A 24,692-nucleotide genomic window follows, 5' to 3' on the forward strand; every position below is an offset into this window, starting at 1 on the left:
CGGCCGGCAACGCCCGTCAGATGTGATAGACGTCGATGACCTGGCGGATGTAGTCGTTCTTCAGCACGATCTTCTTGTTGGAGATCAGCAGCTCGTCGTCGCTCTTGCGCAGCGTCACGAACATCGTGCCGAAGAACTGGTCGGTGACCTTGTAACGATGGTTCAACGTGTGGAAGTTGTAGCGCACGTCGACTTCATCACCGCGGACTTCCAAGACTTCGACATTGGTCACGCTGTGGCTGGTGCGCGGCTCCGGCGTGGAGGCGCCGGAGCGCTCGGTCTTGATGCGGAACACCCTGTCTTCCAGACCGTCGCGGTTCGGATAGTAGATCAGCGAGATCTGCGACTGCGGGTCATCGGTGATCTGGTCGTCGTCGTCCCAGGCCGGCATCCAGTAGGTCACGTCTGGCGCATAGCAGGTCAGCCATTCGTCCCACTCGCGATCGTCCAGCAGACGGGCTTCCCGGTAAAGGAACGCGCAGATGGCTTCGTAGAAAATGCTCATGCGACGACTCCGCTCTTCTCGGCCGTCAGCGCCTCGCGCATCACCTTGGCCCAATATTCGTGCTGGCGGACGAACAGGCCCTCGTCTTCGCTGCGCTCGCCGGACAGGAGCGGCTCGATGCCCATTCGCTTCGCGTTCTCATCAGGACCGTCGATCCAGAGCGGTGCGCCCCGCGACAGGTCGTTCCAGAGCGCGGCGGTGCCGGCATAGCCGGCCTGGCAGGCGCGGAATTCTTCCAGATCGTCGGCCGTGCCCATTCCGGACACGTTGAAGAAGTCCTCGTATTGCCGGATGCGCAGCGCTCGGTCCGCAGCGTTTTCTCCTTTCGGCGCGAAGCAGAAGATGCTGATCTCGGTCTTGTCGACGCTGATCGGCCGGGTCACGCGAATTTGCGTCGAGAACTGATCCATCAGGAAGACATTGGGGTAGATGCAGAGATTGCGCGTCTGGTTGACGATGAAATCCGCCTTCACCTCGCCGACGCGTGCCCTGATCTCGTCGCGTTGGTCGTAGACCGGACGCACTTCCGGGTTCATCGTGTTCGTCCACAAGAGGATATGGCCGTTCTCGAAACCGTAGACGCCGGCGACGGATCGGCTCCAACTGTTGGCATCGACCGCCTTCGTGCCCTCCTCCTTGCGCCGGCCCATGGTGGCGGCGTAGTTCCAGTGGACCGAGCTGACGTGATAGCCGTCGCAGCCGTTCTCCATCTGCAGCTTCCAATTGCCGTCATAGATGTAGGACGAGTTGCCTCGCAGCACTTCGAGCCCGTTCGAAGCCTGGTCGACGATCTGGTCGATGATGACCTTCGTCTCGCCGAGGAACGCCTCGAGCGACGCGACGTCCTCCTTCAGGCTGCCGAATAGGAAGCCGCGATAGCTTTCGAAGCGGGGCAGGCGCTTCAGGTCGTGCGAGCCGTCCTTGGCGAACTGCTCCGGATATTGGGTGGACTTCTCGTCCTTGACCTTGAGCAGCTTGCCGGTGTTGGAAAAGGTCCAGCCGTGGAAGGGACAGGTGAAGCTGCCCTTGTTGCCATGCTTGCGCCGGCAAAGCATTGCCCCGCGATGCGCGCAGGCATTGATGATCGCATTGAGTTCGCCGTTCTTGTCGCGGGTGACGACCACCGGCTGACGGCCCATATAGGTCGTGTAGTAGTCGTTGTTTTCCGGGATCTGGCTCTCATGTGCCAAGTACACCCAGTTGCTCTCGAAGATGTGCTTCATCTCCAGCTCGAACAGGTCTTCATTGGTGAAGATGTCGCGGCGGCAACGGAAAATGCCGGCCTCCTTGTCGTCCTGCACGGCGGTGGCGAGCAGATGATCGAGATCCCGGGCTTTGTCGATGATCGCAGACATGACCTATCTCCCGCAAAGGGCGCGCTGTCCTTGGCACAGCCTTTGCAACAATGTCGGTGGTGACGTTGGTTACTCACGTGGCGGCCGTTCGGCCGCCGAGCCTCATGCGGCCGCGCGCTTGCGCTGCTCGTTTATCTGATTGTCGACACCGTTCACCAGGGCCGTCAGGTGAATGTCGAACTTGATCTCCGCAAACGGGCCGTTCAAGCCGTTCGCCCTGATGCTGACCTCGTCGGTCCTTTCGACAACGGATGGCACAAGCCCCTCACGGGTCGCATAGGCGAAATCGTCGTTGACCAGCGGATCGCCTTCGATGTTGATTTGGGTCGTCAGCTTGCGATGACCGTCGGCGCTGATGAAGAAGTGGATATGTGCCGGGCGCTGGCCGTGTCGGCCGAGCGCGGAAAGAAGCTGCTCCGTCGGGCTGCCGGGCGGCACGCCGTAACCGTGCGGCACGATGCTCTGGAACTTGTAGCGGCCGCTTTCGTCGGTGACGATGGTGCGGCGCATGTTGAACGGCGCCTGCTTTCCCGTCGGATCGAAGTGCGAGTAGAAGCCGCGGGTGTCACAGTGCCAGACTTCGACGGTCGCGCCCGGCAGCGGCTTGCCGTCGGCATCATGGACGGTGCCGTGCACGATGAGCGTGTGACCGTCGGCATCGGTGCCGTCGTCCAGTCGCGCAAAGCCTTCCGAAACCGGCGCGCCGGCGACATAGAGCGGCCCCTCGATCGTGCGCGGGGTGGGATTGTCGATCCCGAGCGCCTCGTCGATGGCGTCGAGACGCTCGTCGAGGAAGTGGTCGAGGCCGAGACCGGGCGAGATCAGGCCGGCCTGGCCGGCCGCGCCGATCTCGTTGAGCCAGGCGATGCCGGTCCAGTATTCGTCGGGGGTGATGTCGAGATCGTCGATGGCCTTGAACAGGTCCGACATGATCCGATGAACGATCTCTTTGACGCGCGGATTGCCGCCTTCCTTGTCGAGACCGCTGAGGGTCTTGAGAAAGTCCCGAATGTCAGGCCTGTCGAAAATCTTCACGTTCATGTTCGTTCCTCCACTTGGATTGTCTTGAACTGCAGCGGCTCCATCCTCCCGGGAGTGCCGCCGACGAAGGGTCTAGGTATCGTCCTCGCGGATCGACGAAGGGTGCCGACAGAGCGGCACGACCTTGACGTCCATGAAGGGAAAGAGCGGCAAGGTGGCCAGGACCTCGTGCAGTTCTCCCGGCCCGCTCACATCGAAAATGCTCACATTCGCGTAGCGGCCGGCCACGCGCCACAGGTGGCGCCATTTGCCGGAACGCTGCAGTTCCTGTGCCCGCTCGCGTTCCGTGGCCTTGAGCTCCGCAGCGACGCCCGAGGGCAGATCGTGCGGCAGACTGACGGTCATCTCGACATGAAACAGCATGATCTCACCCCACCACGCGCAGGGTCGAAGCGTGCTTGCCGTCCCTGCGGAAACGATCGACGGCTTCCATTGAAAGAGCCACGCCGAGCCCGGGACCTTTCGGCAGTTGCAGTTGGAAGTTCTCGAAGCGAAGCGGCTCGTCCAGGATCTCCTCGGTCAGAAGCAGGGGACCGAAGAACTCGGTGCCCCATTCCAGCTCCTTGACGCTTGCCATCAACTGAGAGGCAGCGATCGTGCCGATCGGCCCCTCCAGCATGGTGCCGCCATAGATGCTGACGCCTGCGGCTTCCGCGATCGCGATCACCCGGGCGGCGGCAAACAATCCTCCCGCCTGCTCGATCTTGATCGAGAACACGTCGGCAGCCCTTGCAGTCGCCGCCTCCAGCGCACTTTCTGGCCCGACCAGAACCTCGTCCGCCATGATGGCGATCGGTGAAGTCCGCCGCAGGCGGGCGAGCGATCCGATCCCCTCTACCGGCTGCTCGACCAGCACGCAGCCGGCGTCGGCCAGAGCCGCGATCGCGTTGCGCGCCTCCCGCTCGCGCCACGCCATGTTCACGTCGACGCGGATGGAGGCCATGTCCGGCAGCGCCTTGCGGATAGCGGCCACGTGATGGATGTCTTCCTCGATCGACTTGACGCCGATCTTCAGCTTGAAATCCCTGTGGCGCCGCCGGTCGAGCATGGCTTGCGCCTCGTCGATGTCCCGGGCGGTGTCTCCGGAGGCCAGCGTCCAGGCGATGGGCAGGCTGTCGCGCCGCCGCCCGCCGAGCAGTTCCGACATCGGCAGACCGAGGCGGCGTGCGTGGCAATCGAGCAGGGCCGCCTCCACCGCGCATTTGGCGAAGTGATTGCCCTTGACCGCCTTGACGACGACGTCCATGGCAGCCTGGATGCGCGACGCATCGCGGCCGATGAGCAGCGGCGCGATATATTCGTCGATCGTCAGCTTCATGCCTTCCGGGCTTTCCGGCCCATAGGCGAGACCGCCGATCGTCGTCCCCTCCCCGAACCCCTCGAAACCGTCGGAGCAGCGAACGCGGACGATGGTCATGCTCTGCCGGTTCATCGTCACCATCGACAGGCGATGCGGCCGGATGGTGGGCAGATCGAGTATAATGGTTTCGATCGCGCTGATGCGGATTTCGGTAGACACCCGGCTTTCCTCCCTTGATCGCAAGGAAATTAGCGCCCACTGTAAAATCAGTCCAAAACTATATAAGTTGGATTTGATACCTGAAAGGTATAGCCATGGAGCTGAGGCAGCTGCGCTATTTTCTTGCCGTCGCGCGCGAGCGGAACTTCTCGCGTGCGGCGGGAATCCTGCATATCGCGCAGCCGCCTCTCAGTCGGCAGATCCAGCAATTGGAAGACGAACTCGGCGTTCTGCTGATCGACCGGTCGAGCCGGCCGCTCGATCTGACCGAGGCCGGTCGCTTCTTCTACGAGCAGGCCGGACAGATCATTGCCCGGACCGAGCATATGCGCGAGCAGACGCGCAAGATCGGCCTGTCGAAACGCGAGCGTTACGTCATCGGCTGCGTCGGCTCGACCCTTTATGGCGGCATGCCGGACCTGGTCCGCCGCATGCGCCGGCGCTGGCCGGATCTCGACATCGAAATCCGGGAAATGATGTCGACCGAGCAGGTCACGGCCCTCAAGGAGAGGCGGATCGATCTCGGCTTCGGCCGGGTTCGCTTCAACGACAGGGAGGTCGAGAGGCTGACGCTGCGGGAGGAACGACTGGTCGTCGCCTTTCCGAAGGGGCATCCGAAATCGGTATCGACCGAGCCGATCGCGCTCGCCGAACTGGAGGGGGAACCGCTCATCGTCTATCCCTCGGCTCCGCGCCCGAGCTTTGCCGACGAGGTCCTCAACATGTTGTCCGAACAGGGCATTTCGCCTGGCAGCGTGGAAGAGGTTCGCGAAATTCAGACCGCATTGGGCATTGTGGCGGCCGGAATGAGCCTGTGCGTCATTCCCGCGGCGTCGCAGCGGCAAAGGCCCGACGACGTGTGCTATCGCACCATAAAGGACGAGAACGCCACCTCGCCGATCATCATGAGCTTCAGGCGCGACGACGCGAAAGGCCGGGTCGAAGAGATCAAGCAGCTCATTCGCGAAATGTACGCCGACAACCCGCCCTGGCTGCAGCTCTCCAACGTGCAACTCGACGGTGCATGAGGCTTCCGCGGCGGCGGGGACCTATGTGAGGCTCCGACTCCAGCAAGGCAGCGCCGGAGCGGCCGGAAGGCCGCCGCCGCCGGCTCCCATGACTTCGAATGCGGCCGCCTACCTCGCAACGGAACCGGGGCCGTGGTCTTTCAGTCCTACAAAAGCGAATGCCCGCCTGAGTGAGGCGGGCATTCGGCATCGAAGCGCCGGCGTCACGCCTCAGTGATTAATGGCCTTGACGATTTCCTCGGTGACCTTCTTGGCGTCGCCCAAGAGCATCATCGTGCCGTCCTTGTAGAACAGCGTGTTGTCGATGCCGGCATAGCCGGAGCCGAGCGAGCGCTTGACGAACAGGCAGGTCTTGGCCTTATCGACGTCGAGGATCGGCATGCCGTAGATCGGCGAGGTCTTGTCGTCGCGCGCCGCCGGGTTGGTGACGTCGTTGGCGCCGATGACATAGGCGACGTCGGCCTGGGCAAACTCCGAGTTGATGTCCTCGAGCTCGAACACCTCGTCATAGGGGACGTTCGCCTCGGCGAGAAGCACGTTCATGTGGCCGGGCATGCGGCCGGCAACCGGATGGATGGCGTATTTGACCTCGACGCCGGCCGCCTTCAGCTGGTCGCCCATCTCGCGCAGCGCATGCTGGGCCTGGGCCACCGCCATGCCGTAGCCGGGCACGATGATCACCTTCGAGGCGTTTTGCATCAGGAAGGCGGCGTCGTCGGCCGAGCCCTGCTTGACGGTCCGCTGGATGCCGTCGTCGCCGCCCGCGGCTGCCGTCTCGCCGCCGAAGCCGCCGAGGATCACCGAGACGAACGAGCGGTTCATGCCCTTGCACATGATGTAGGAGAGGATCGCGCCGGAGGAGCCGACCAGCGCCCCGGTGACGATCAGCGCCAGGTTGCCAAGCGTGAAGCCGATGCCGGCCGCCGCCCAGCCGGAATAGGAGTTCAGCATCGACACCACCACCGGCATGTCGGCGCCGCCGATCGGGATGATGATCAACACCCCGAGGACGAGCGACAGGGCGACGATCAGCCAGAAGACCGTGGTGCTCTCGGTGAAGACCAGCATGATCACCAGCGCCACGAGCGCGGCCGCAAGGCCCGCATTGACGAGGTGGCGTGCCGGCAAGAGGATCGGCTTGCCCGACATGCGGCCATCGAGCTTCAGGAAGGCGATCACCGAGCCGGTGAAGGTGATCGCGCCGATGGCGACACCGAGCGACATTTCGACCAGCGCCTGCGAATGGATGTCGCCGATGGCGCCGATGCCGAAGCTTTCCGGCGCGTACATCGCCGCGGCCGCCACCATCACCGCGGCGAGGCCGACGAGCGAGTGGAAGGCGGCGACCAGCTGCGGCATCGAGGTCATGGCGATGCGCCGCGCGATGACGGCGCCGACACCGCCGCCGATGGCAAGGCCGACGACGATCATCAGAAAGCCGCCGATCGACGGCAGGGCGAGCATGAGCGTCGTGACGATGGCGATCGCCATGCCGATCATGCCGTAGGTATTGCCCCGGCGGCTGCTGGTCGGATGCGACAGGCCCCTGAGCGCCATGATGAACAGCACGCCGGAGACGAGATAGAGGAAGGCTGCGAAGTTAGCGTTCATCGGCCCGCCTCACTTGTCTTTTTTCTTGTACATGGCGAGCATCCGCTGGGTGACCAGGAAGCCGCCGAAGATGTTGACCGAGGCGAGCACCAGCGCGACGAAGCCGAAGCCGGTGGCCAGGCCTGAGGCCGAGATGCCGACCGCCAAGAGCGCGCCGACGACGATCACCGAGGAGATCGCATTGGTGACCGCCATCAGCGGCGTGTGCAGCGCCGGCGTCACCGACCAGACGACGTAGTAGCCGACGAAGATCGCCAGCACGAAGATCGCCAGCCGGAAGACGAAGGGGTCGATCGCCCCGCCGGTGGCGCCATGCGCCACCGCGCCGGCCGCATCCGGCACGTATTCGGCCGCGGTCCTCACCGCCTCCACCGCCCGTTCGAGGTCGGTGAGCGCCTTGTCGAGAAGTTCGTTCGCCATTTACTTGTCCCCCCCATTCGCGCCGCCGAAGGCCGGATGCACCACGGCGCCGCCGTGGGTCAGCGCCGTCGCCTTGACGAGCTCGTCCTCCATGTCGACCGCCAAGGCCTTTTCCTCCTTCGAGACCATCGTCTCCAGGAAGGTGACGAGGTTTTTGGCATAGAGCAGCGAGGCCGAGGCAGCGATGCGGCCGGGCACGTTGAGGTGGCCGACGACCTTGACGCCGCCGATCTCGACGACCCTGCCGGCCTCGGCGCCTTCGACATTGCCGCCGCGCTCGACGGCAAGGTCGACGACGACCGAGCCGGGCTTCATCGAATCGAGCATCTGGCGGGTCACCAGCCGCGGCGCCGGCCGGCCGGGGATCAGCGCCGTGGTGACGACGATGTCCTGCTTGGCGATGTGCTCGGCGACCAGCGCTGCCTGCTTTGCCTGGTAGTCCTTCGACATTTCCTTGGCGTAGCCGCCGGCGGTCTCGGCGGCCTTGAACTCGTCGTCCTCGACGGCGATGAACTTGGCGCCGAGCGAGGCGACCTGCTCCTTGGCCGCCGGGCGGACGTCGGTCGCCGACACCATGGCGCCGAGCCGCCGTGCGGTGGCGATCGCCTGCAGGCCGGCAACGCCGGCGCCCATGACGAACACCTTGGCCGCCGGCACCGTGCCGGCCGCCGTCATCATCATCGGCAGCGCCCGGTCGTATTCATGCGCCGCGTCGACCACCGCCTGGTAGCCGGCAAGGTTCGCCTGCGAGGAAAGCACGTCCATCGATTGCGCCCGGGTGATGCGCGGCATCAGTTCCATCGCGAAGGCGGTCAGCCCGGCCTCAGCCATCGCGGCGATCGCCGCGTCGTTGCCGTAGGGATCCATGATGCCGATGACGATCGCCCCGGACTTGTAGCCGCCGATTTCCTCGGCCGTCGGCCGGCGCACCTTGAGGATGACGTCGGCGCTGCCGGCATCGGCGGCGCTGCCGATCCGCGCCCCGGCCTTCTCGAATTCCTCATCCGGCACCCGCGACCGCGAGCCCGCGCCGGCCTCGACGACGACGTCGAAACCCAGCGACTTCAGCTTTTTGACGCTTTCGACGGAGCCCGCGACGCGCGGCTCGTCGGAATCCGATTCCTTTGCGATAAAGACAATCTGGCTCAATACTCCCCCTCTCCGCCCCGCAACCAGGCCCTCGCTGAATGCGGGTACATGTTCGATTGCCGAGTCGGCGCTTGAACCGAGCCGCCCGAATGCTCGCTCCCCAAATCAAATCCCCGATCCAAGGAGAAGCCATGCATCACTTCAATGCACTGCAGCGAGGTTTGTGCGAACCAAGGCACGGATCGCTGCAGCGACAGACACACTTCTTTCGCAGGCGGAATCTGTCCGCCGTCGAAAACTCTCCTCACGCGGTGAGGTCAGTCCGGATTGCATCCGGCGACGAAGGCAGGGGCGTCCTCCTCCCCTGCCTTCGACAGGAAATGTCGGAAAGATCGCTCAGCGCAGGAAAAAGTAGCCGGCGACGTTGAGCAGGATGAACAGTACGACGGAGCTGATGAAGCCCATGGTCGTGAAGAAGCCGGCGGCCATGGCGATCAGCAGGGCGACGCAAAACAGCGTGCCGTATTTCGTTGCGTTGAGAAAGAGCGTGTAGGTCTTCTCGTGCTCGGAATAGTCCATCGGGGCGCCCGTCTCGGCCGGTCCCGTATGATGCTCTGCCATCTCCAGTTCTCCAGAATGCTGTGGCACCGCCTTTCGGCGGTTCGCTTTGACCCACTATTCGGAACCGCACCGCGAGTGATGCGAGAGAGCGGTTCTTTAGCTTCCGCATACACAAAGCGGCGGCCCTTCGCAACGAAAACCCGCCCCACTATCGCGCCGCGCGTCTTATCTGACGCGCAAAGTTCGCTGTAACACTTTGAATGGCTGCATGTCTTTGTCCTTAAGTCGAGGTCGATCTAAGGAGACATGCAGTAGGCTGCGGCATAGTCGAACGCACATGCCGGCGAATTGTTTCGGCGTGACGCAGGCGGAACCGGAGAGGCGCCTAATCGCCTGTCTAAGCCCGCAGGAAGGAGCGGCCCTGACCCAGCTGCGCGAATCGCGCGGTTGGCAGGATCGTCAGCGGCGCAAACGGCACCTCGTCGCGCCCGGCGAACATCAGGCGGCGCTCGAACGGCTCGGAATCGAAGATCGGATAACGATCCAGAATGGACGGCCGCTGGCCGCGCACCTGCGCAACGAGGAGCGTGCCGTCGGCATTGTAGACGCCGAGGTTCTCCCGCCGCTCCACCATGGTCGCCGATCCGAAGATGCGCTTGTAGAAGGCGGCGTGGCGCGGGCGGCAGGCGGTCAGGCACCGGTCGGCGGCAAAATACTCGCAGGCCATCGCCACCGGGCGTAGCGTCAGATACGGCAGGGCTTTCAGGTCGTCGCCGAGGACCTCCGGATGGACTGCAAGCCGCCCCGGGTCGATAAGCACCATGCCCGCATCCAGGAAGACCTCGATCTCTTCGTGGAAAATCAACCCGGACGTGCTGGAGCGATGATCCGGCGTCACATGGTGGACGCGCACGGTGCTGACCAGCCTCTCGTCGAGATAGATGCCGAAGACATAGGCGTGACTGTCGAAGTCCAGCCCGTCGACGAGCGTCGAACCGGTCAACTCCATGAGGTTCACGGCCTTGTAAGCCTTGAATCTCAGTCGTGCGATGTCCTCCATATCCTCGCCGCCTTCGACCCGCCGGTACTCGACGCGATCGAGGAGCAGCATGAGCTTCTCGGAAAAACTGCCAGAATCGGCCTGGCCCCCGTTGGCCCGCATCACCCCACCCGATGGTTAACAGGAGGTTAAACCTATTGATGGGACGACTGTCGGCAACAACAAAATGGCACAACTCACAATTAACGTTCTGTTAACCTTAACAAAAAGTAAATCGCCGTGGCGAACGAACGGCGAGTGGTGCACGACTGTAGCCTATTGGGGCTTAAGCGATCTGCGAGCGCGACGCTTTCGCGTTCCGTTTTCGGACGCGCGGCTTGCACAAGTCGCTGATCGCCGATGCCGGCATCGGCGCCGAAAACACGAAACCCTGGATCAGATCGGCACAGCGGTAATCGTTGATGAGCTGCAACTCATCGACCGTCTCCACCCCTTCGACGACAGCTTTGAGACCAAGGGCACGGCCGAGATTGACTGCGCTGCACAGCAGCTTGAAACGGCGCGCATCGTCGCGGATGTTCCGGACGAAGGATCGATCGATCTTGATGATCGAGACGGGCAGCGCGTCGAGATAGCTGAGGCTCGAATAGCCGGTCCCGAAGTCGTCGATCGCAAGCGTCATGCCGAGCTCGCGCAACTCGTAAAGCAGCGACTGGCCCTTGGCCGGCTCATCCATCAGGCAGCTTTCCGTCACTTCGAGATGCAACCGGGCCGGGTCCAAACCTGTCTCGTCCAGAGCCTTGCCGACGATCTCGACGATCTGCCTGTCGCGAAGATCAAGCACCGACAGGTTGACCGAAACCGAGACGCCGGCTGGCCAGGTCGAGCAATCGCGGCAGGCCTGCCGGAGAACGAAGCAGGTGATCTCGGTCACGAGCCCCATCTCCTCCGCAAGCTGGATGAAGACGCTCGGCGGCACCGGCCCGCGTTCCGGGTGGGTCCAGCGCGCCAGGGCCTCGCAGCATTCGACGCGCGTCCCGTCGGGCGTGAACATCGGTTGGTAGGAGACGCTGAGGGCGCCGGACTTGAGCGCTTCGCGCAGATCGCCCTTGAGCTTCTGCCGGTCGAGGTAGCGCGCATCCATCTCGGCTTCGAAGGCGGTGCACCCTCCCCTTTCGCGGGATTTTGTCTCCGCCAGCGCCAGGTCGGCCTTGATCTGCAGATCCTCGAATCGAAAGGCGCTGCTTTTGCCAATGACGAAGCCAGAACTAATGGTCATGTAGAATGTGAAACCGCCGGCCTCGTAGGTGCCGCGCATCCTGGCGTGGACATCGCGAATGCGCTCGTCGAGGTCCGGGGCGTTTTCCCTGTTCGGGAAAAAGACAAGGAACTCGTCGCCCATCAGCCGCGCCGCGATCGCGCCGCTGCTCGCGATATCCTTGAGGCGCTCGGCGATCGATTGCAGCAACTTGTCGCCGACCACGTGACCGCGTGTGTCGTTCACGTGCTTGAACTCGGCGATATCGATGAGCAACAGCCCGATATCGCGATCAGGCACAGTGTCGCCGGCGACCGCATTGTGCGCCAGCTCGAAAAGATAGTCACGGCTCGGCAGCCCGGTCAGCGTGTCGAAGCGCACCATCTGCAGGATCTGCTTTTCCGCATGAACCCGCGCCGTCACGTCTTCGAAGATCAGCACGATCTCGCCGTTCTCGCGCCGGCTCGCCGAAAATTCGAGAAAGTAATCCTCGGAAACGGGAACGAGTGCGCGCGACCGCTTTCCCTTGAGCAGGAGGTCGAGCCGGCGAATCATGGTCGCGGTCTTTTCCGCGTCCAGCGTCATCTCGCGGGCGCCGCGCCGGAGCACCTCGTCGAGGAGCACATCCCTAGTTTCCGCCTTGTCGCCGAGCTTCAGAAGCTCGCAGGCGCGCTCATTGGCGACGACGATCCGGTTGTCGCCATCCAGCATGAACAGGCCGTGCGTCATGTTGTTGAGGGCCGCGTCGAACTGCCCGTTGATCGATCTGATTTCCCGAGCGGCGAGGACATTGTCGTAGAGAAAGGCGCGCACGTTGTTCGCCATCTTCCAAATTGTGAAGATGAACGGCAGGATCAGGACCGCCAGTATCAGCATATAGGGGTCGCGCAGCGTCATGAGGCCGATGACGATCGGCAGGCAGGCCGACGACGACAGCAGCAGCACCGCGCGTTCGGAGCCGTAATTGCGGCCCACCAGCGATATCATCGAGGCAAGCGTCACGGAGATGCAGGCGAGTTCCGCGAAGGAATCCCGGCTGACGGCAATGGCATAGCCACAGGTGAGGCCACAGGTCAGCGTGACGCCGATGCCACCGACAATATATCGGTTTTCCCATCTTCTGACGACGGCGCGATCGGCATGAGAGAAATCCTCGCGATCGAAGCGCCGCATGTCGAGGTTGCGGAGAGTCCAGATGACTACGATCGCAACGGCGCAGCCGAGATAGAAGGGATCGGACGTCTTCATAAAGACGAGCAGAAAGGTCACGACGTGCGACAGCATGCCGATCACCAAGGCCCGGCGATGTTGGTAGAGCGAGCTTACAGACGACAGGTAGATGTCTGTCGGGAAAGCGCCCTGTTCATTGCGCGTCATGAACCAAGCTCCGGTCTGCCGGATTGTTAGAATTTGAGGACTTAAGGAATGATTTCGTCTAACTGTCGAAAATAGCTGCAGAACTCCAGAACTGGGGCAACTCGGTTTTCGTGTTTCCGGCAGAGATTCAACCTTCTCTTGCGGCCAGCTGCCAATAATGCACGGGTTTTGCAACCGCGCATAGGCATACTTTAAGAAAATCGAAACCAACCGAACTTCCATGGTTGCTGGGCGGCCAACCGCTTCCGAAGAAAATGGTTAGCCGATCTTGAAGAAACGGCGCCGAATGCCTGTTGCGCGCCAGGAAACGACCGGAAAACTAGTCCGGCAGGCCCTGCATGGCGCCCGCCTCTCTCCGTGGTTGACTTTGACCGCGGTCTGGCGGCAAGGCTTTTCAGAACGATAAACGGAGTTTGATGATGCCGAAACCTGTCGTCGCCATCCCCTGCGACTTTCGCGAATTCGACGGCAATGTCTGGCACGTGGTCGCCCATCAATATGTGCGTGCTGCCGTCGAGGGGGCTAGCGTCATGCCCTTCCTCGTTCCAGCGCTCGAAAGCGGCAATGACATCGATGAAATCCTCGATCGGGTCGACGGGGTGCTTGCCAGCGGCGCCCGCTCCAACGTCCACCCATCCCTTTACGGTCGAGACGCGACGGATGCGGATGGACCCTTCGATGCCGGCCGCGACGCGACCAGCCTCCCCTTGATCCGTGGGGCGCTCGATCGCGGCATTCCGCTGCTCGCCATCTGCCGCGGCATTCAGGAGCTCAATGTCGCGCTGGGCGGCACGCTCGCCACCGAAATTCAGGATCTGCCGGGCATTTCGGACCATCGTAAGCCGGACGTGCCCGATCTCGACATCGCCTATAGCATCCGCCAGGACGTGGTCGTCAAGGAAGGAAGCTGCCTCGCTCCCGTTCTCGGCACCGGGCGGATCCGGGTCAACTCGCTGCATCGCCAGGCTATCGCAGCCACCGCGCCCAGGCTCGCGGTCGAGGCGGTCGCAGACGACGGCACGATTGAGGCGGTGTCGGTCATCGGCGCCAAGGCGTTCGCCGTCGGCGTCCAATGGCATCCGGAATATTGGGTGCGCACCGACGGCCCCTCCGCCGCCCTCTTCAAGGCTTTCGGCGACGCGGCGCGCGGCTATCGGGAGAGCAAGGCGAAATAGCCGCTCCTAATGGCCCTTGCGCTCGAACGGCGTCTCGGCCACCGGCGTCAGCGCCCGTCCGGTGGAAAACCAAGCCTTCAGATTGTCGACGACCAGATCAGCCATGGCGTTGCGGGTGACGACCGACGCGGACGCCACATGCGGCAGCAGCGAGACGTTCGGGAGAGCGAGAAGCGCCTCCGGCACATGCGGCTCGTTCTCGAAGACGTCGAGCCCTGCCCCGGCGATGGTGCCGCTCTCGAGCGCCGCGATCAGGGCGGCCTCGTCCAGCGTCGAACCGCGGCCGACATTGATCACCACCCCTTGCGGTCCAAGCGCCGCGAGCACTTCCGCATTGACGGCCTTCGCCGTGCTCGCCGTCCCCGGTACGATGACGATCAGCGTGTCGACTGCCTCCGCCAGAGCCAAAAGGCTCGGGTAATAGGCGAAGGGCAGTTCCTCGCGCCGGCTGCGCGTGTGATAGGCGATCGGCACGCGGAACGCTTCCAGCCTGCGGGCGATCGCCAGGCCGATCCTGCCAAGGCCGAAAAGCCCGACACTCCGGCCCCGGAGCGACAGCGGCGACAGCGGAAACCCGCCGTCGCGAACCCACCGGCCCTGCCGCAGCCATTGCTCCGCCTGCGGCAGTTGCCGCACGGTGTTGAGGAGCAGCCCGATCGCCGTATCGGCGACTTCCTCCGTCAGAACATCCGGCGTATTGGTGACGACGATACCGCGCTCCGCTGCGCGGGCGACATCGACGCCGTCATAGCCGACGCCGAAATTCCCGATGATCTCCAGCCGAGGGAGGGCATCCATCAGTTCGTTCGGAAGACGACCCGAAACGGCGATGCCGACGACATCCGCCACGTCCGAAGTTACCAATGCCGCATCGGCACGCTCGATGCGCACAGTCTCGAACATCTCCGGCAGTCGCTCGAGGACGCGCGGGTTGATCTTGCCGGGCACGAGGATTCTAGGACGGCTCATCGAGGTTCCCTTTTCGGAGCGTCGCGAAAAATGCGGTGCCCGCATCCTGTTCCGACTCGGAGGAAAGGATCAAGCCGTTACCCGCAGCGGACCGGTCGACTGGCGGATGCGCATTTCCGGCTTGATCAGGTGGATGCCATCCGGCTCATGGCTGCCGGAAAGCTTGTCGAGGAGCGCGCGGGCCGCACTGCGGCCGACCTCCGCCTGACCGTTCCAGACGGTCGTCAGCGCCGGCGTGGCGATCGAGGCTTCCTCAAGATCGTCATAGCCGGTGACCGAAATATCGATGCCCGGCACGAGGCCGGCGCGGGCGATGCCGTTCATCATGCCGATTGCAACCAGGTCGTTCCAGCAAACCACGGCGGTGGGCTTCTGCGGCAGCGACAGGAGATGCACCGCCGCCTCGAAACCGCCCTGCTTCGAACGGGGCCCGGGAATACGCAGGTCCGGATCGACCTCGATATTCGCTTTGCGCAAAGCGTTGACATAGCCCTGGTAGCGGTCGCGCCCGGTCGAGGTCTGGTCGGTGCCGCCGACCATCGCGATGCAGCGGTGGCCGAGACCGATCAGATGGTTGGTGGCCAGCGCGATCCCGTAAGCGTCGTCCCCGCGAAAGATCGGCACGTCGAGTCCTTCGATCGAACGGGCGATCAGGATCGCCGGCATGCCGTTGTCCTCGGCGAGCTGAATATCCTCAGGTGGCGTGCCGATCGCCGGCGACATGATGACGCCGTCGCCGCCGAGCTGCAGCAACGTTTCGATGAAATCGCGCTGTTTCTCGACGGAATCGTAGTGATTGGAAAGAATGAAGGTCTGCTTGTCGCGATCGAGCTCCGCCTCGATCGACTTCAGGATCTCGCCATAGAACGGGTTCATGATGTCGTGCACGACGACGCCGATGATACCGGAGCGAGAGGTCCTGAGGCTCGCGGCGCGGCGATTGTAGATGTAGCCGAGAGCGCGCGCCTGTTCCTTGATCTTCTCGCGGGTGGCGATCGCCACGAGCGGGCTGTCTCTCAATGCCAGGGATACGGTCGCCGTCGAAAGGCCGAGTGTTTCCGCAATTGTCGAAAGCTTGACCTTCTGCGCCACCGTGCCCCCCGTTTGCCCGTCTATTCTGCCGGCCTGTTTTAAACCCTCTTTAAACTGTTTAAATCGCCGCTGCAATCGGGAATTGGCCATACGAGCTGCGTCAGTCGGCAGCACGCGCCGCCTGCAGGTTGCTGTCGACGACGCGCAGGAGTTTCAGAAGGGTGCGCACCTGCTTTTCAGTGAGGCCGCGCGTGGCGAGCTTTTCGGAATGCTGGCCGGCCTCGGCAATAGTCTGCAGGCGGTCGCGCCCCGGACCCGTCAGAAAGACCTTGGTCAGCCGCGCGTCGTCTTCGTCCGGACGGCGCTCGAGGAAGCCCTGAGCCTCCATGCGGCCGATCGTGCGCGTCATCGTCGGCGCCTTGACGCCGAGTCTCGCGGCGAGCGCCCCAGCAGTCAGACCGTCCGTTTCGGCCAAGGCGAGCATAACGCCGTCCTGGCCGGCATAGAGGCCGCTCTCAACGAGGTTGCGGGAAAGCACGGTGCGCATCGAGCGGGCAGCCTGGACAAGCAGCGAGGCAAGGTCGTGGTCCTGCACGTCGGCATTCAGCTCGTCTCGCTTCTTGCCGTTCTTGCCCTTCTTTTCGGCTTTGCTCTTCTTGCCCATTGGACCTCCGGCCGAATCCCTGACACTGTCTTTATAGCAAGTCGGCTTGCGAATACGAACTGTATGACTCAAATACCAATTTTACGACAATCGCCACTGAGGACCGAACAGAAATGTCGCTGCCGAAGCCCCGCTGGGAGGACAATCCCGCCGATATTCTACCGGCCGAACGGCGCAACTGGATCGCCGTTCTGCCGCTCGGCGCACATGAGCAGCACGGGCCGCATCTCCCCTTCGAAACGGACCGGCTGATCGCCGAAGGCATCGTCGACCGCATCATTGCCGGCATGCCGGACGGACTGCCCGCAACCTTCCTGCCGGCCGAACCGGTCGGCTACTCGATCGAGCATATCGACGTTGCCGGGACTCGGACGATTGCCTATGGCGAAGCGATTGCGCGCTGGCTCGGCATCGCCGAAGGCCTCAGCCGGTTGGGCATCCGCAAATTCGTGATGCTGAATGCGCATGGGGGCAATTCGCCGCTGATGACCGTCGTGGCGACCGAGGCACGCATTCGCTTCGGCATGCTGGCGGTCGCGACGAGCTGGACCCGTTTCGGACAGCCGGACGGCTGGATCGGACCCGATGAGAAGGCGATCGATATCCATGGCGGCGACATCGAAACATCGGTTATGCTGACCCTCCATCCGGACAAGGTGGACATGGCAAAGGCACGCAATTTCCCCTCCCGCCAGAGCGAGTTCCAGCAGCGTTTCAAGCATCTGCGCGCCTATGGCCTGCATGCCTTCGGATGGAAGATGGCGGACCTCAACCCGGACGGCGCGGCCGGCAACGCGGCCGCCGCCACGGCGGAGCGCGGCGAAGCTCTCCTCGGCCATGCGGTCACCGGCATCATCGAGCTGCTCAAGGACGTGCAGGCCTTCGACCCCGACGAGCTCGCGTGAGCGGATGACGGCGGCGAAAAGGCGCGCCGCACATTTGCGCATCGCTGCGTCATCTCCTATATGAAACCCCAACGAAGATGCCCGCGGCGCATCGCCAATCCTCGAGGCTCCCATGACCGAAACGACCACCCAGAAGCCGATACCCGTCACCGTGCTCACGGGCTATCTCGGCGCCGGCAAGACGACGCTCCTCAACCGCATCCTCAGCGAAAACCACGGTCGCAAATATGCGGTCATCGTCAACGAATTCGGTGAGATCGGCATCGACAACGACCTGATCGTCGAGTCGGACGAGGAAATCTACGAGATGAACAACGGCTGCGTCTGCTGCACGGTTCGCGGCGACCTGATCCGCGTCGTCGAAGGGCTAATGCGCCGTCCCGGCCGTTTCGATGCGATCATCGTCGAGACCACCGGCCTTGCCGATCCGGTGCCGGTCGCGCAGACCTTCTTCATGGATGACGACGTGCGCGCCAAGACCGAACTCGACGCCGTTGTCGCACTCGTCGACGCCAAGCATCTGCCGCTCCGACTGAAGGACAGCCGCGAGGCGGAAGACCAGATCGCCTTCGCCGATGTGGTGCTGCTCAACAAGACCGATCTCGTGACCCCCGAAGAACTCGAGCGCATCGAGGCGACGGTCCGGGTGATCAATCCCTCCGCCCGCATCTACCGGACGCAGCGCTCCGATATCGATCTCGGCAAGGTCCTCGACCAGGGGGCATTCAATCTGGAAAAGGCGCTGGAGAACGATCCGCATTTCCTCGACCAGGACGAGCATGACGATCACGTCTGCGGCCCCGACTGTGATCACGACCATCATCACCATCACCATCACCACGATCATGCCCCGTCGCCGATTCACGACGTGACGGTGCAGTCGATCTCCTTGCGTGGCGGCGAGATGAATCCGGAGCGCTTCTTCCCCTGGATCCAGAAGATCACCCAGACGGAAGGACCGAACATCCTTCGCCTCAAGGGCATCATCGCCTTTGCCGGCGACGCCGAGCGCTATGTGGTGCAAGGCGTGCACATGATCATCGAGGGCGACCACCAGCGGCCGTGGAAGGATGGCGAGAAGCGCGAGAGCCGCCTCGTCTTCATCGGCCGCGACCTCGATCGCGAGAAGCTCGAGCGCACCTTCAAGGCCTGTGAAGCCCAGGCATGATCCTCGAACACCACGGGTCATGCCGTTGAGATCCGCGCCTCCGAACGAAATCATGCTGAACGAAGAAAGCCCGACTATCTGATGCCGACCGTCGCTCCGCTCGATCTCGAAGGCCACGTCGTCGGCGTCGCCTTTCTGAAGGACATTCCCTTTTTCGCCGGGGCCGCCGGCACCATCCACCGTCTGGACCAGGGCCACAAGACGACCGACCTGCACGACGGCCTGCTGTCGCTCGCCAATGACGAAGCGACCGATACGCTCTTGACCGGCGGCGAGGACGGCAAGGTGATGCGCGTTGCGGCCGACGGCACGGCGAGCCTCGTCGCCGAGACACCGCGCAAATGGATTGCCCAGGTCGCTGCCGGCCCGCAAAAGGCGGTCGCCTATGCCTACGGCAAGACGAGCTATGTCCGCCTTGCCGACGGCACCACGAAGGAATTTTCAGAAGAACGCACAGTCGAGGGCATCGCCTTCGCCCCGAAAGGGCTGCGGATAGCGGTTGCGCGCTACAATGGCGTGTCGCTGCATTGGGTGGGAATGGCCGGCCAGCCGATCGATCTCGAATGGAAGGGCGCCCATACCGGCGTCACCTTCTCCCCCGATGGCCGTTTCGTCGTCACCACCATGCAGGAAAATGCGCTGCATGGCTGGAAGCTTGACGCGAAGCCCGGCGCCGAGGCGCGCCACATGCGCATGACCGGTTACCCGGCCAAGGTGAAGTCGCTCTCCTGGTCCGCCAAGGGCAAGTGGCTCGCCTCCGCGGGCGCCCCGGCGGCGATCGTCTGGCCCTTCCAGGGCAAGGACGGGCCGATGGGCAAGGCGCCGCTCGAACTCGGCACCCGCGGCAACACGATGGTGACGACGGTCGCCTGCCATCCGGCCGAGGACATCGTCGCGATCGGCTATGAGGACGGCATGATCCTGGCTGCCCGCTTCGCCGACAGCAAGGAAGTCCTGCTGCGCCGCCCCGGCAAAGGTGCGATCACCGCGATGGCCTGGAACGGATCCGGCCGCCAGCTTGCCTTCGGCTCGGCCGCCGGTGATTGCGGCGTGGTGGATCTGGCGGGATAGCCTGCCTCACGGTGTCGGGGGAATGCCTTCTAGCCGTTCCAACGGGGAGAGGGAACGGAGAGAACGCCGCGAATCCCCTTCGCCCCGCTGGCGGGGAGAAGGTCGCGGCAACTGGATGAGGGGCTGCCCCCGCCAATCCTCACCACTCGAGCTCCAGATGCGGCCTTCCGTTCGACGTCCTTTCGACCGTGCGGCCGCTTTCGTCGACGGTTGCCGTCACCCTTTGCCGGAAGGCCGAGAAGCTTTCGAACGTGACGACATCCACCGGCTCATCGAACTTGAACGTCAGCCGGTAATGGCCCGGCTTCGCGGTCAGCGCCTGGGCTGATAGGATTTCGCCCTTGAAGGGCTGTCCGAGGTAGCGGCCTCTGACCCGCGCGCCCAGTATCCACGGGTTGAAGGGCGGCCGGTTACCGACAGCGGCACAAAGGGTGTTCCAATCTCGATAGCCGTATTGCGCGGCGATCAGTTCGAGGGCTTTCGAGTGGCCAATCTGCTCGCCTTCGGCGGAAAGCCGGGCGCGCAAGCGTTTGGCCTGATCCTTCAGTGTCTCCAGAGATGGGAGCGCGCGTGATTCATGCGGCATGACAGGGTCTCCTGCTACGGCATGCGCTCATTCGGATGGGGGTCCGCATTGCCATCGGTTCGCATGCCGTTCCGGCGTGACCGTGTCGCAAGGAGGGACTTCACCAAAGCTTGCGCTCGCGGACGGCAGGGGCCCTCGCCCGCGGTCTGCATAAGCGGATCCGTGTGCGCTGTCAAATGTGCTGGTCCGGCTTGCGGTTCGTGAGCTTTCGACCGTGCAATTCTTCGTTGCAGCGATTTCGGAGATGTGGAACGACTGTAGGCGCGAGAGGAGATAGCCATGAACGAGACGACCATCCTTGCATTCGCCGCCGTCGCCTTTATCGGCATCGCGACACCGGGACCGACCGTGCTCCTGGCGCTGACCAACGGGTCGCGCTATGGCGTCCGCCGCTCCGGCTACGGAATGATCGGCGCGATACTTTCGGACTTCGTGCTGATCGGCGCCGTGGCGCTCGGCCTCGGCGCGCTGCTCGCCGCATCCGAATTCTGGTTCTCGGTGGTCAAGTGGCTCGGCGCCGCCTATCTCGCTTTCCTCGGCGTCACGCTGCTGCGCTCCCAAGGCACGCTCGATGTCTCGCAGGAGCCTCAGGGCACCGGAGCCTGTACGCGGCGCGCGATCTTCCTGAAGAGCTTCCTCGTCGCCGTCACCAACCCCAAGGGCTATCTGTTCTTTTCCGCCTTCCTGCCGCAATTCATCGACGTGGCGCTGCCACAAGCACAGCAATACGCCGCGCTGGCCCTCGTCTTCGCCTCGATCGATTTCATGGTGATGTTCGGCTATGCGCTGCTTGGTTCGCAGGCCCTACGCTTCCTGAAGCGCTCCGGCGCGGTCTGGCTGGATCGCGTCTGCGGCGGCGCGTTGCTGGCGCTTGCCGGTTCGCTGGCATTCTATCGTCGCGCCACCACCTGACACAGCTCGCAAAACGCGACAACGCCCCTGCCTCGCGGCAGGAGCGCTGTTCGTTGTCCGCCTCCGCAGGGTGAGAGGCGGAAAATCAGGCGGCGCGCTTGACCGGCGGCAAAGCGAGCTTCCGGCCGCTGGCGACGAGCATGCCGACGGCGCCTTCCAGCCAGTCTTCCTTGAGCTCGAGCGCCAGGAAACGGTTGCGCTCGAACGGGCCGGGCATGACGAGATGCTGCGTCCGATCGGCGAAGAAGCCGAAGCGCTCGTAGTAAGCCGCGTCGCCGACAAGCAGGACCGCACCGTGGCCGCGGTTCTTCGCCTCCTGGATCGCTACCCGCATCAGCATGCCGCCGATGCCCTTGCCCTCCTGCGCCGGATCGACGGCAAGCGGGCCGAGGAGCAGTGCGGGGACGGCGTTGCCCTCCCGGTTCACACCAGCCTCGACGTTCCAGAGACGCACGGTGCCGACGACGTGGCCGTCGGCGTCGCGGGCCACCAGGGAAAGCCCCTCGGCCGGCACGCGGCCGCGGCGCAACTTCTCCGACGACTTCCTGCGGCGGCCGGGTCCCATGGCCCGGTCGAGCAAGTTTTCACGCGCGACGACGTCGCCCGGGTTTTCCGAGTCGATTACAAAGGTGGATGGCGCGAAGAACGCGCGCAGGGTGTCAACAACAGCGGCCATCGGGGCCTCCCGTCATCAAAACCGCTTCAGGCGGACCAAGGATGATTGTGAAGTCGCCGCTCCCGCTTGAAGCGGGAGCCGGCAGGATCAGATCACATAGGCCTCCAGCGGCTCGAAGCCATTGAAGGCGACGGCCGAGTAGGTGGTCGTGTAGGCGCCTGTGCCCTCGATCAGAACCTCGTCGCCGATCGTCAGCGAGATCGGCAGCGGGTACATGTTCTTCTCGTAGAGCACGTCGGCCGAATCGCAGGTCGGGCCGGCCAGCACGCAGGGCTCCATCGCGTCGGCGTCGCGCGCCGTGCGGATCGGGTAGCGGATCGCCTCGTCCATCGTCTCGGCGAGACCGCCGAACTTGCCGATGTCGAGGAACACCCAGCGATGGCTGTCGTTGTCCGATTTCTTCGAGACGAGAACGACCTCCGCCTTGATCACGCCGGCATTGCCGACCATGCCGCGGCCCGGCTCGATGATCGTCTCCGGAATGTTGTTGCCGAAGTGCTTCTTCAGCGCACCGAAGATCGCCTGGCCATAGGCTTCGGCCGACGGAACGTCCCGGAGATACTTCGTCGGGAAGCCGCCGCCCATGTTGACCATCTTGAGCTCGATGCCCTGCTTGGCAAGCTGCACGAAGACCCGCTTGGCATCGGCGAGCGCCGCATCCCAGGCGTCGAGCTTCGTCATCTGCGAGCCGACATGGAACGACACGCCATAGGAGACGAGGCCGAGCTGGTGGGCGTAGACGAGCACGTCGACGGCCATCTGCGGCACGCAGCCGAACTTGCGCGACAGCGGCCATTCGGCGCCCTCGCCATCGGTCAGCACGCGGCAGAAGACACGGGCGCCAGGAGCGGCGCGCGCGACCTTCTCAACCTCTTCATGGCTGTCGACCGCGAAGAGGTTGATGCCGAGCGCGTGAGCGCGGGCAATGTCGCGCTCCTTCTTGATGGTGTTGCCATAGGAGATGCGAGCCGGGGTCGCACCGGCATCGAGCGCCATTTCGATTTCGGCGACCGACGCGCAATCGAAGTTGGAGCCGAGACCGGCGAGCAGGCGCAGGATCTCCGGTGCCGGATTGGCCTTCACGGCGTAGTAGATGGCGCTATCGGGCAACGCGTGACGGAAAGCCTTGAAATTGTCGCGCACGATGTCGAGGTCGACAACGAGGCAGGGGCCTTCGGGTCGTCGGGTGTTGAGGAAGTCGATGATGCGTGCGGTGGTCATGGCTATATTCCCCGATCCATTAGACTCCACAACTGTGGAGGACAAAGGGCATACGCGCGCTTGCACTGGAACCAGCCGGTGGAGACCCCGGAACCATGCATGCGCTCGATGCGCGAACGATGAATCGAAGCCCGCAAAGGCTAAGATTCGGCTTTGTCTGCCATGGATTGGAGGGAATAACCCAACCGCACTTCCGGCAATGAAGGTGTGCCTCTTCAGTAACCCCGGCTGTTGGAGAGCCGGCAGACACCAGAAAGGCCCGCACCGTCGTTGCTTCAAGATGTCCTCGCATTTCCCGGTTGGCCGGAATAGCGACTGGAGGGGTTAGTTCCAGGTACCTTACCGAGATCCTCACCTAATCGAGGGTCGGCGGACACCCACAGGCACGTGCGACTTTGGGCAAGGGCGTAGGTAAGAAAATTCGCTGTCGTAATCAAGAGTTTTTTGCCGCTTCGCCGCTAATTTTTTCTGGACCGGGCCAGAGCGCGCATGTTCACTTTCGATGAACGACTGCAGCCGCGCCGGTGCGCGCCGCGGAGACAACCTAAGCCGGGGATTCGGCGGGGCTTTGCGGCTCCGCGCGGGTCAGAAGAGAAAGACGAATCATGGACACTTTGACCCGCATCCGCGCCTTCATCGATGTCGTGGACGCGGAGGGCTTTTCGGCGGCCGCCCGGCGCGTCGGCAAATCCAAGGCATTGCTGTCTAAATATGTCCGCGAACTCGAAGACGAGCTCGGCGCCCTGCTCCTCAACCGGACGACGCGGCAATTCTCGCTGACCGAGGCCGGGCACACCTATTACCGCTCCGCCTCCGAAATCCTGAAGGAGATCGACAATCTTGCCGATCTCGTCCGCGCCAACAATTCCGATCTGCGCGGACGGCTGCGAATCACCGTGCCGCGGACCTTCGTCGATGCGGAGATCGGCCAGTCGTTGATCGACTTCGGCCGGCAGCACCCGGAACTGTCGCTGGAAATCGTTTCCGACGATCGCTTCATCGACCTCGTCGAGGAGGGCTTCGATGTGGCGATCCGCATCACCCGGCTCGAGGACTCGACGCTGATCGCCCGCAAGCTCGACGACTTCCAGGTGCTGGTCTGCGCCTCGCCGGACTTCATGGCGAAGGCCGGTCCCTTCGCGCATCCGAGCGAGCTCTCGAAGATACCCTGCATCCTCGACACCAACGGCCGGTCCTACTCGAACTGGCGTTTCATCGAGCCGGACGGGTCGCCCTTCTCGGTCCCGGTGAGCGGTCCGATCGAGGTCAACAGCCCGCTTGCGGCAGCCCGCGCCGCGGTGACGGGCATCGGGATCGCGGTCCTCCCCGATTTCATCGCCCGGCCGAGGGTCCAGTCCGGCGAGCTCGTGACGCTCTTCGACGACTACCTGCCCAAGGACCGCGGCATCTATGCCATCTATCCGCACCGGCGCTATCTGCCGACGAAGGTGCGGACTTTCGTCGATTTCCTGCATGGCTGGTTTCGCAAGACGCAATGAAGGCGCCCAGCGCTTTGCCCGGCGAAGTCCCAATTCCGTCCCATTTGCGG

The 24,692-nt window shown here is 63.5% G+C and carries 24 protein-coding genes; 7 read left to right on the top strand and 17 right to left on the bottom strand.

Annotated elements, in window-relative coordinates; translation table 11 throughout:
- Positions 1-16: 16 nt before the first annotated feature.
- The 5 genes from benB to SS05631_RS12760 form a co-directional block, all read right to left on the bottom strand.
- Positions 17-505, bottom strand: coding sequence for a benzoate 1,2-dioxygenase small subunit (gene benB / locus SS05631_RS12740; RefSeq protein ID WP_037414425.1), 489 nt, complete (start codon positions 503-505; stop codon positions 17-19).
- On the bottom strand, positions 502-1,860 hold the full coding sequence (locus SS05631_RS12745; protein ID WP_037414423.1) for a Rieske 2Fe-2S domain-containing protein: 1,359 nt from the start codon (positions 1,858-1,860) through the stop codon (positions 502-504). The genes benB and SS05631_RS12745 overlap by 4 nt, the downstream gene beginning before the upstream one ends.
- 102 nt (positions 1,861-1,962) lie before the next feature.
- Positions 1,963-2,901 (bottom strand): catechol 1,2-dioxygenase, encoded by a 939-nt coding sequence (gene catA, locus SS05631_RS12750; protein WP_037414421.1) that lies wholly within the window; start codon positions 2,899-2,901, stop codon positions 1,963-1,965.
- A gap of 72 nt (positions 2,902-2,973) precedes the next feature.
- Entirely contained in the window at positions 2,974-3,264 is a 291-nt protein-coding gene (catC, locus tag SS05631_RS12755; RefSeq protein ID WP_037414419.1) for a muconolactone Delta-isomerase, read from the bottom strand.
- 4 nt (positions 3,265-3,268) lie between these two features.
- Positions 3,269-4,420 (bottom strand): muconate/chloromuconate family cycloisomerase, encoded by a 1,152-nt coding sequence (locus SS05631_RS12760; protein ID WP_037414417.1) that lies wholly within the window; start codon positions 4,418-4,420, stop codon positions 3,269-3,271.
- 95 nt (positions 4,421-4,515) lie between these two features.
- On the opposite strand from SS05631_RS12760, the gene SS05631_RS12765 reads away from it, so the two are divergent.
- Positions 4,516-5,448, top strand: a complete 933-nt coding sequence (locus SS05631_RS12765; RefSeq protein ID WP_037414415.1) for a LysR family transcriptional regulator — start codon at positions 4,516-4,518, stop codon at positions 5,446-5,448.
- 210 nt (positions 5,449-5,658) lie between these two features.
- Here the strand turns inward: SS05631_RS12765 and SS05631_RS12770 are convergent, their stop codons facing one another.
- From SS05631_RS12770 to SS05631_RS12795, 6 genes are all read right to left on the bottom strand, one after another.
- On the bottom strand, positions 5,659-7,059 hold the full coding sequence (locus SS05631_RS12770) for an NAD(P)(+) transhydrogenase (Re/Si-specific) subunit beta (protein WP_095677990.1): 1,401 nt from the start codon (positions 7,057-7,059) through the stop codon (positions 5,659-5,661).
- A gap of 9 nt (positions 7,060-7,068) precedes the next feature.
- The gene (locus SS05631_RS12775; protein ID WP_012709410.1) at positions 7,069-7,479 is read right to left on the bottom strand and encodes a proton-translocating transhydrogenase family protein; all 411 of its coding nucleotides are present in this window, start codon (positions 7,477-7,479) and stop codon (positions 7,069-7,071) included.
- On the bottom strand, positions 7,480-8,628 hold the full coding sequence (locus SS05631_RS12780; protein WP_095677991.1) for a Re/Si-specific NAD(P)(+) transhydrogenase subunit alpha: 1,149 nt from the start codon (positions 8,626-8,628) through the stop codon (positions 7,480-7,482).
- A gap of 336 nt (positions 8,629-8,964) precedes the next feature.
- Entirely contained in the window at positions 8,965-9,189 is a 225-nt protein-coding gene (locus SS05631_RS12785) for an aa3-type cytochrome c oxidase subunit IV (protein WP_037414394.1), read from the bottom strand.
- 337 nt (positions 9,190-9,526) lie between these two features.
- The gene (locus SS05631_RS12790; RefSeq protein ID WP_037414393.1) at positions 9,527-10,291 is read right to left on the bottom strand and encodes a hypothetical protein; all 765 of its coding nucleotides are present in this window, start codon (positions 10,289-10,291) and stop codon (positions 9,527-9,529) included.
- A 163-nt stretch (positions 10,292-10,454) separates the two neighbouring features.
- Entirely contained in the window at positions 10,455-12,764 is a 2,310-nt protein-coding gene (locus SS05631_RS12795; protein ID WP_037414391.1) for an EAL domain-containing protein, read from the bottom strand.
- 419 nt (positions 12,765-13,183) lie between these two features.
- On the opposite strand from SS05631_RS12795, the gene SS05631_RS12800 reads away from it, so the two are divergent.
- Positions 13,184-13,939 (top strand): gamma-glutamyl-gamma-aminobutyrate hydrolase family protein, encoded by a 756-nt coding sequence (locus SS05631_RS12800; protein WP_037414403.1) that lies wholly within the window; start codon positions 13,184-13,186, stop codon positions 13,937-13,939.
- A gap of 6 nt (positions 13,940-13,945) precedes the next feature.
- On the opposite strand, the gene SS05631_RS12805 is transcribed toward SS05631_RS12800, so the two are convergent.
- From SS05631_RS12805 to SS05631_RS12815, 3 genes are all read right to left on the bottom strand, one after another.
- Positions 13,946-14,908, bottom strand: coding sequence for a 2-hydroxyacid dehydrogenase (locus tag SS05631_RS12805; RefSeq protein WP_083853868.1), 963 nt, complete (start codon positions 14,906-14,908; stop codon positions 13,946-13,948).
- 69 nt (positions 14,909-14,977) lie between these two features.
- Positions 14,978-16,000, bottom strand: coding sequence for a LacI family DNA-binding transcriptional regulator (locus SS05631_RS12810; RefSeq protein WP_095677992.1), 1,023 nt, complete (start codon positions 15,998-16,000; stop codon positions 14,978-14,980).
- Between the two features lie 100 nt (positions 16,001-16,100).
- Positions 16,101-16,604 carry a MarR family transcriptional regulator gene (locus SS05631_RS12815; RefSeq protein ID WP_037414389.1) on the bottom strand — a complete coding sequence of 168 codons (504 nt, stop codon included), beginning with the start codon at positions 16,602-16,604 and terminating at the stop codon, positions 16,101-16,103.
- Positions 16,605-16,717: 113 nt separating this feature from the next.
- Between SS05631_RS12815 and SS05631_RS12820 the strand changes: the two genes are divergently transcribed.
- The 3 genes from SS05631_RS12820 to SS05631_RS12830 all read left to right on the top strand — a co-directional run bounded on the left by SS05631_RS12820 (position 16,718) and on the right by SS05631_RS12830 (position 19,748).
- A complete protein-coding gene (locus tag SS05631_RS12820; RefSeq protein WP_037414387.1) occupies positions 16,718-17,509 on the top strand; it encodes a creatininase family protein in 792 nt (263 codons plus the stop codon).
- Positions 17,510-17,621: 112 nt separating this feature from the next.
- Complete coding sequence (locus tag SS05631_RS12825; RefSeq protein WP_037414385.1) at positions 17,622-18,677, top strand: GTP-binding protein; 1,056 nt, start codon at positions 17,622-17,624, stop codon at positions 18,675-18,677.
- Between the two features lie 81 nt (positions 18,678-18,758).
- Complete coding sequence (locus SS05631_RS12830) at positions 18,759-19,748, top strand: WD40 repeat domain-containing protein (RefSeq protein ID WP_037414383.1); 990 nt, start codon at positions 18,759-18,761, stop codon at positions 19,746-19,748.
- Between the two features lie 139 nt (positions 19,749-19,887).
- Here SS05631_RS12830 and SS05631_RS12835 read toward each other — a convergent pair whose 3' ends face one another.
- Entirely contained in the window at positions 19,888-20,334 is a 447-nt protein-coding gene (locus tag SS05631_RS12835) for a glyoxalase superfamily protein (RefSeq protein WP_037414381.1), read from the bottom strand.
- A 279-nt stretch (positions 20,335-20,613) separates the two neighbouring features.
- On the opposite strand from SS05631_RS12835, the gene SS05631_RS12840 reads away from it, so the two are divergent.
- Positions 20,614-21,246, top strand: a complete 633-nt coding sequence (locus SS05631_RS12840) for a LysE family translocator (RefSeq protein WP_037414379.1) — start codon at positions 20,614-20,616, stop codon at positions 21,244-21,246.
- An 85-nt stretch (positions 21,247-21,331) separates the two neighbouring features.
- Here SS05631_RS12840 and SS05631_RS12845 read toward each other — a convergent pair whose 3' ends face one another.
- The gene (locus tag SS05631_RS12845; protein ID WP_037414377.1) at positions 21,332-21,922 is read right to left on the bottom strand and encodes an N-acetyltransferase; all 591 of its coding nucleotides are present in this window, start codon (positions 21,920-21,922) and stop codon (positions 21,332-21,334) included.
- 87 nt (positions 21,923-22,009) lie between these two features.
- Entirely contained in the window at positions 22,010-23,143 is a 1,134-nt protein-coding gene (odc2, locus tag SS05631_RS12850) for an ornithine/lysine decarboxylase (RefSeq protein ID WP_037414375.1), read from the bottom strand.
- Between the two features lie 605 nt (positions 23,144-23,748).
- Here odc2 and SS05631_RS12855 point away from each other — a divergent pair.
- Positions 23,749-24,642, top strand: a complete 894-nt coding sequence (locus SS05631_RS12855; protein WP_037414373.1) for a LysR family transcriptional regulator — start codon at positions 23,749-23,751, stop codon at positions 24,640-24,642.
- The last annotated feature ends 50 nt before the right edge of the window (positions 24,643-24,692 follow it).

Origin of the sequence: Sinorhizobium sp. CCBAU 05631, assembly GCF_002288505.1 — a bacterium.
Lineage (GTDB): Bacteria > Pseudomonadota > Alphaproteobacteria > Rhizobiales > Rhizobiaceae > Sinorhizobium > Sinorhizobium fredii_C.

Excerpts from the sequence above, each read along its gene's own strand:
- SS05631_RS12845 (WP_037414377.1), bottom strand. The coding sequence starts at position 21,922 with ATGGCCGCTGTTGTTGACACCCTGCGCGCGTTCTTCGCGCCATCCACC.
- SS05631_RS12855 (WP_037414373.1), top strand. The coding sequence starts at position 23,749 with ATGGACACTTTGACCCGCATCCGCGCCTTCATCGATGTCGTGGACGCG.
- SS05631_RS12785 (WP_037414394.1), bottom strand. The coding sequence starts at position 9,189 with ATGGCAGAGCATCATACGGGACCGGCCGAGACGGGCGCCCCGATGGAC.
- SS05631_RS12800 (WP_037414403.1), top strand. The coding sequence starts at position 13,184 with ATGCCGAAACCTGTCGTCGCCATCCCCTGCGACTTTCGCGAATTCGAC.
- SS05631_RS12795 (WP_037414391.1), bottom strand. The coding sequence starts at position 12,764 with ATGACGCGCAATGAACAGGGCGCTTTCCCGACAGACATCTACCTGTCG.
- SS05631_RS12745 (WP_037414423.1), bottom strand. The coding sequence starts at position 1,860 with ATGTCTGCGATCATCGACAAAGCCCGGGATCTCGATCATCTGCTCGCC.
- catA (WP_037414421.1), bottom strand. The coding sequence starts at position 2,901 with ATGAACGTGAAGATTTTCGACAGGCCTGACATTCGGGACTTTCTCAAG.
- benB (WP_037414425.1), bottom strand. The coding sequence starts at position 505 with ATGAGCATTTTCTACGAAGCCATCTGCGCGTTCCTTTACCGGGAAGCC.
- SS05631_RS12825 (WP_037414385.1), top strand. The coding sequence starts at position 17,622 with ATGACCGAAACGACCACCCAGAAGCCGATACCCGTCACCGTGCTCACG.
- catC (WP_037414419.1), bottom strand. The coding sequence starts at position 3,264 with ATGCTGTTTCATGTCGAGATGACCGTCAGTCTGCCGCACGATCTGCCC.
- SS05631_RS12835 (WP_037414381.1), bottom strand. The coding sequence starts at position 20,334 with ATGCCGCATGAATCACGCGCGCTCCCATCTCTGGAGACACTGAAGGAT.
- SS05631_RS12815 (WP_037414389.1), bottom strand. The coding sequence starts at position 16,604 with ATGGGCAAGAAGAGCAAAGCCGAAAAGAAGGGCAAGAACGGCAAGAAG.
- odc2 (WP_037414375.1), bottom strand. The coding sequence starts at position 23,143 with ATGACCACCGCACGCATCATCGACTTCCTCAACACCCGACGACCCGAA.
- SS05631_RS12775 (WP_012709410.1), bottom strand. The coding sequence starts at position 7,479 with ATGGCGAACGAACTTCTCGACAAGGCGCTCACCGACCTCGAACGGGCG.
- SS05631_RS12830 (WP_037414383.1), top strand. The coding sequence starts at position 18,759 with ATGCCGACCGTCGCTCCGCTCGATCTCGAAGGCCACGTCGTCGGCGTC.
- SS05631_RS12840 (WP_037414379.1), top strand. The coding sequence starts at position 20,614 with ATGAACGAGACGACCATCCTTGCATTCGCCGCCGTCGCCTTTATCGGC.
- SS05631_RS12765 (WP_037414415.1), top strand. The coding sequence starts at position 4,516 with ATGGAGCTGAGGCAGCTGCGCTATTTTCTTGCCGTCGCGCGCGAGCGG.
- SS05631_RS12790 (WP_037414393.1), bottom strand. The coding sequence starts at position 10,291 with ATGCGGGCCAACGGGGGCCAGGCCGATTCTGGCAGTTTTTCCGAGAAG.
- SS05631_RS12820 (WP_037414387.1), top strand. The coding sequence starts at position 16,718 with ATGTCGCTGCCGAAGCCCCGCTGGGAGGACAATCCCGCCGATATTCTA.
- SS05631_RS12805 (WP_083853868.1), bottom strand. The coding sequence starts at position 14,908 with ATGAGCCGTCCTAGAATCCTCGTGCCCGGCAAGATCAACCCGCGCGTC.
- SS05631_RS12770 (WP_095677990.1), bottom strand. The coding sequence starts at position 7,059 with ATGAACGCTAACTTCGCAGCCTTCCTCTATCTCGTCTCCGGCGTGCTG.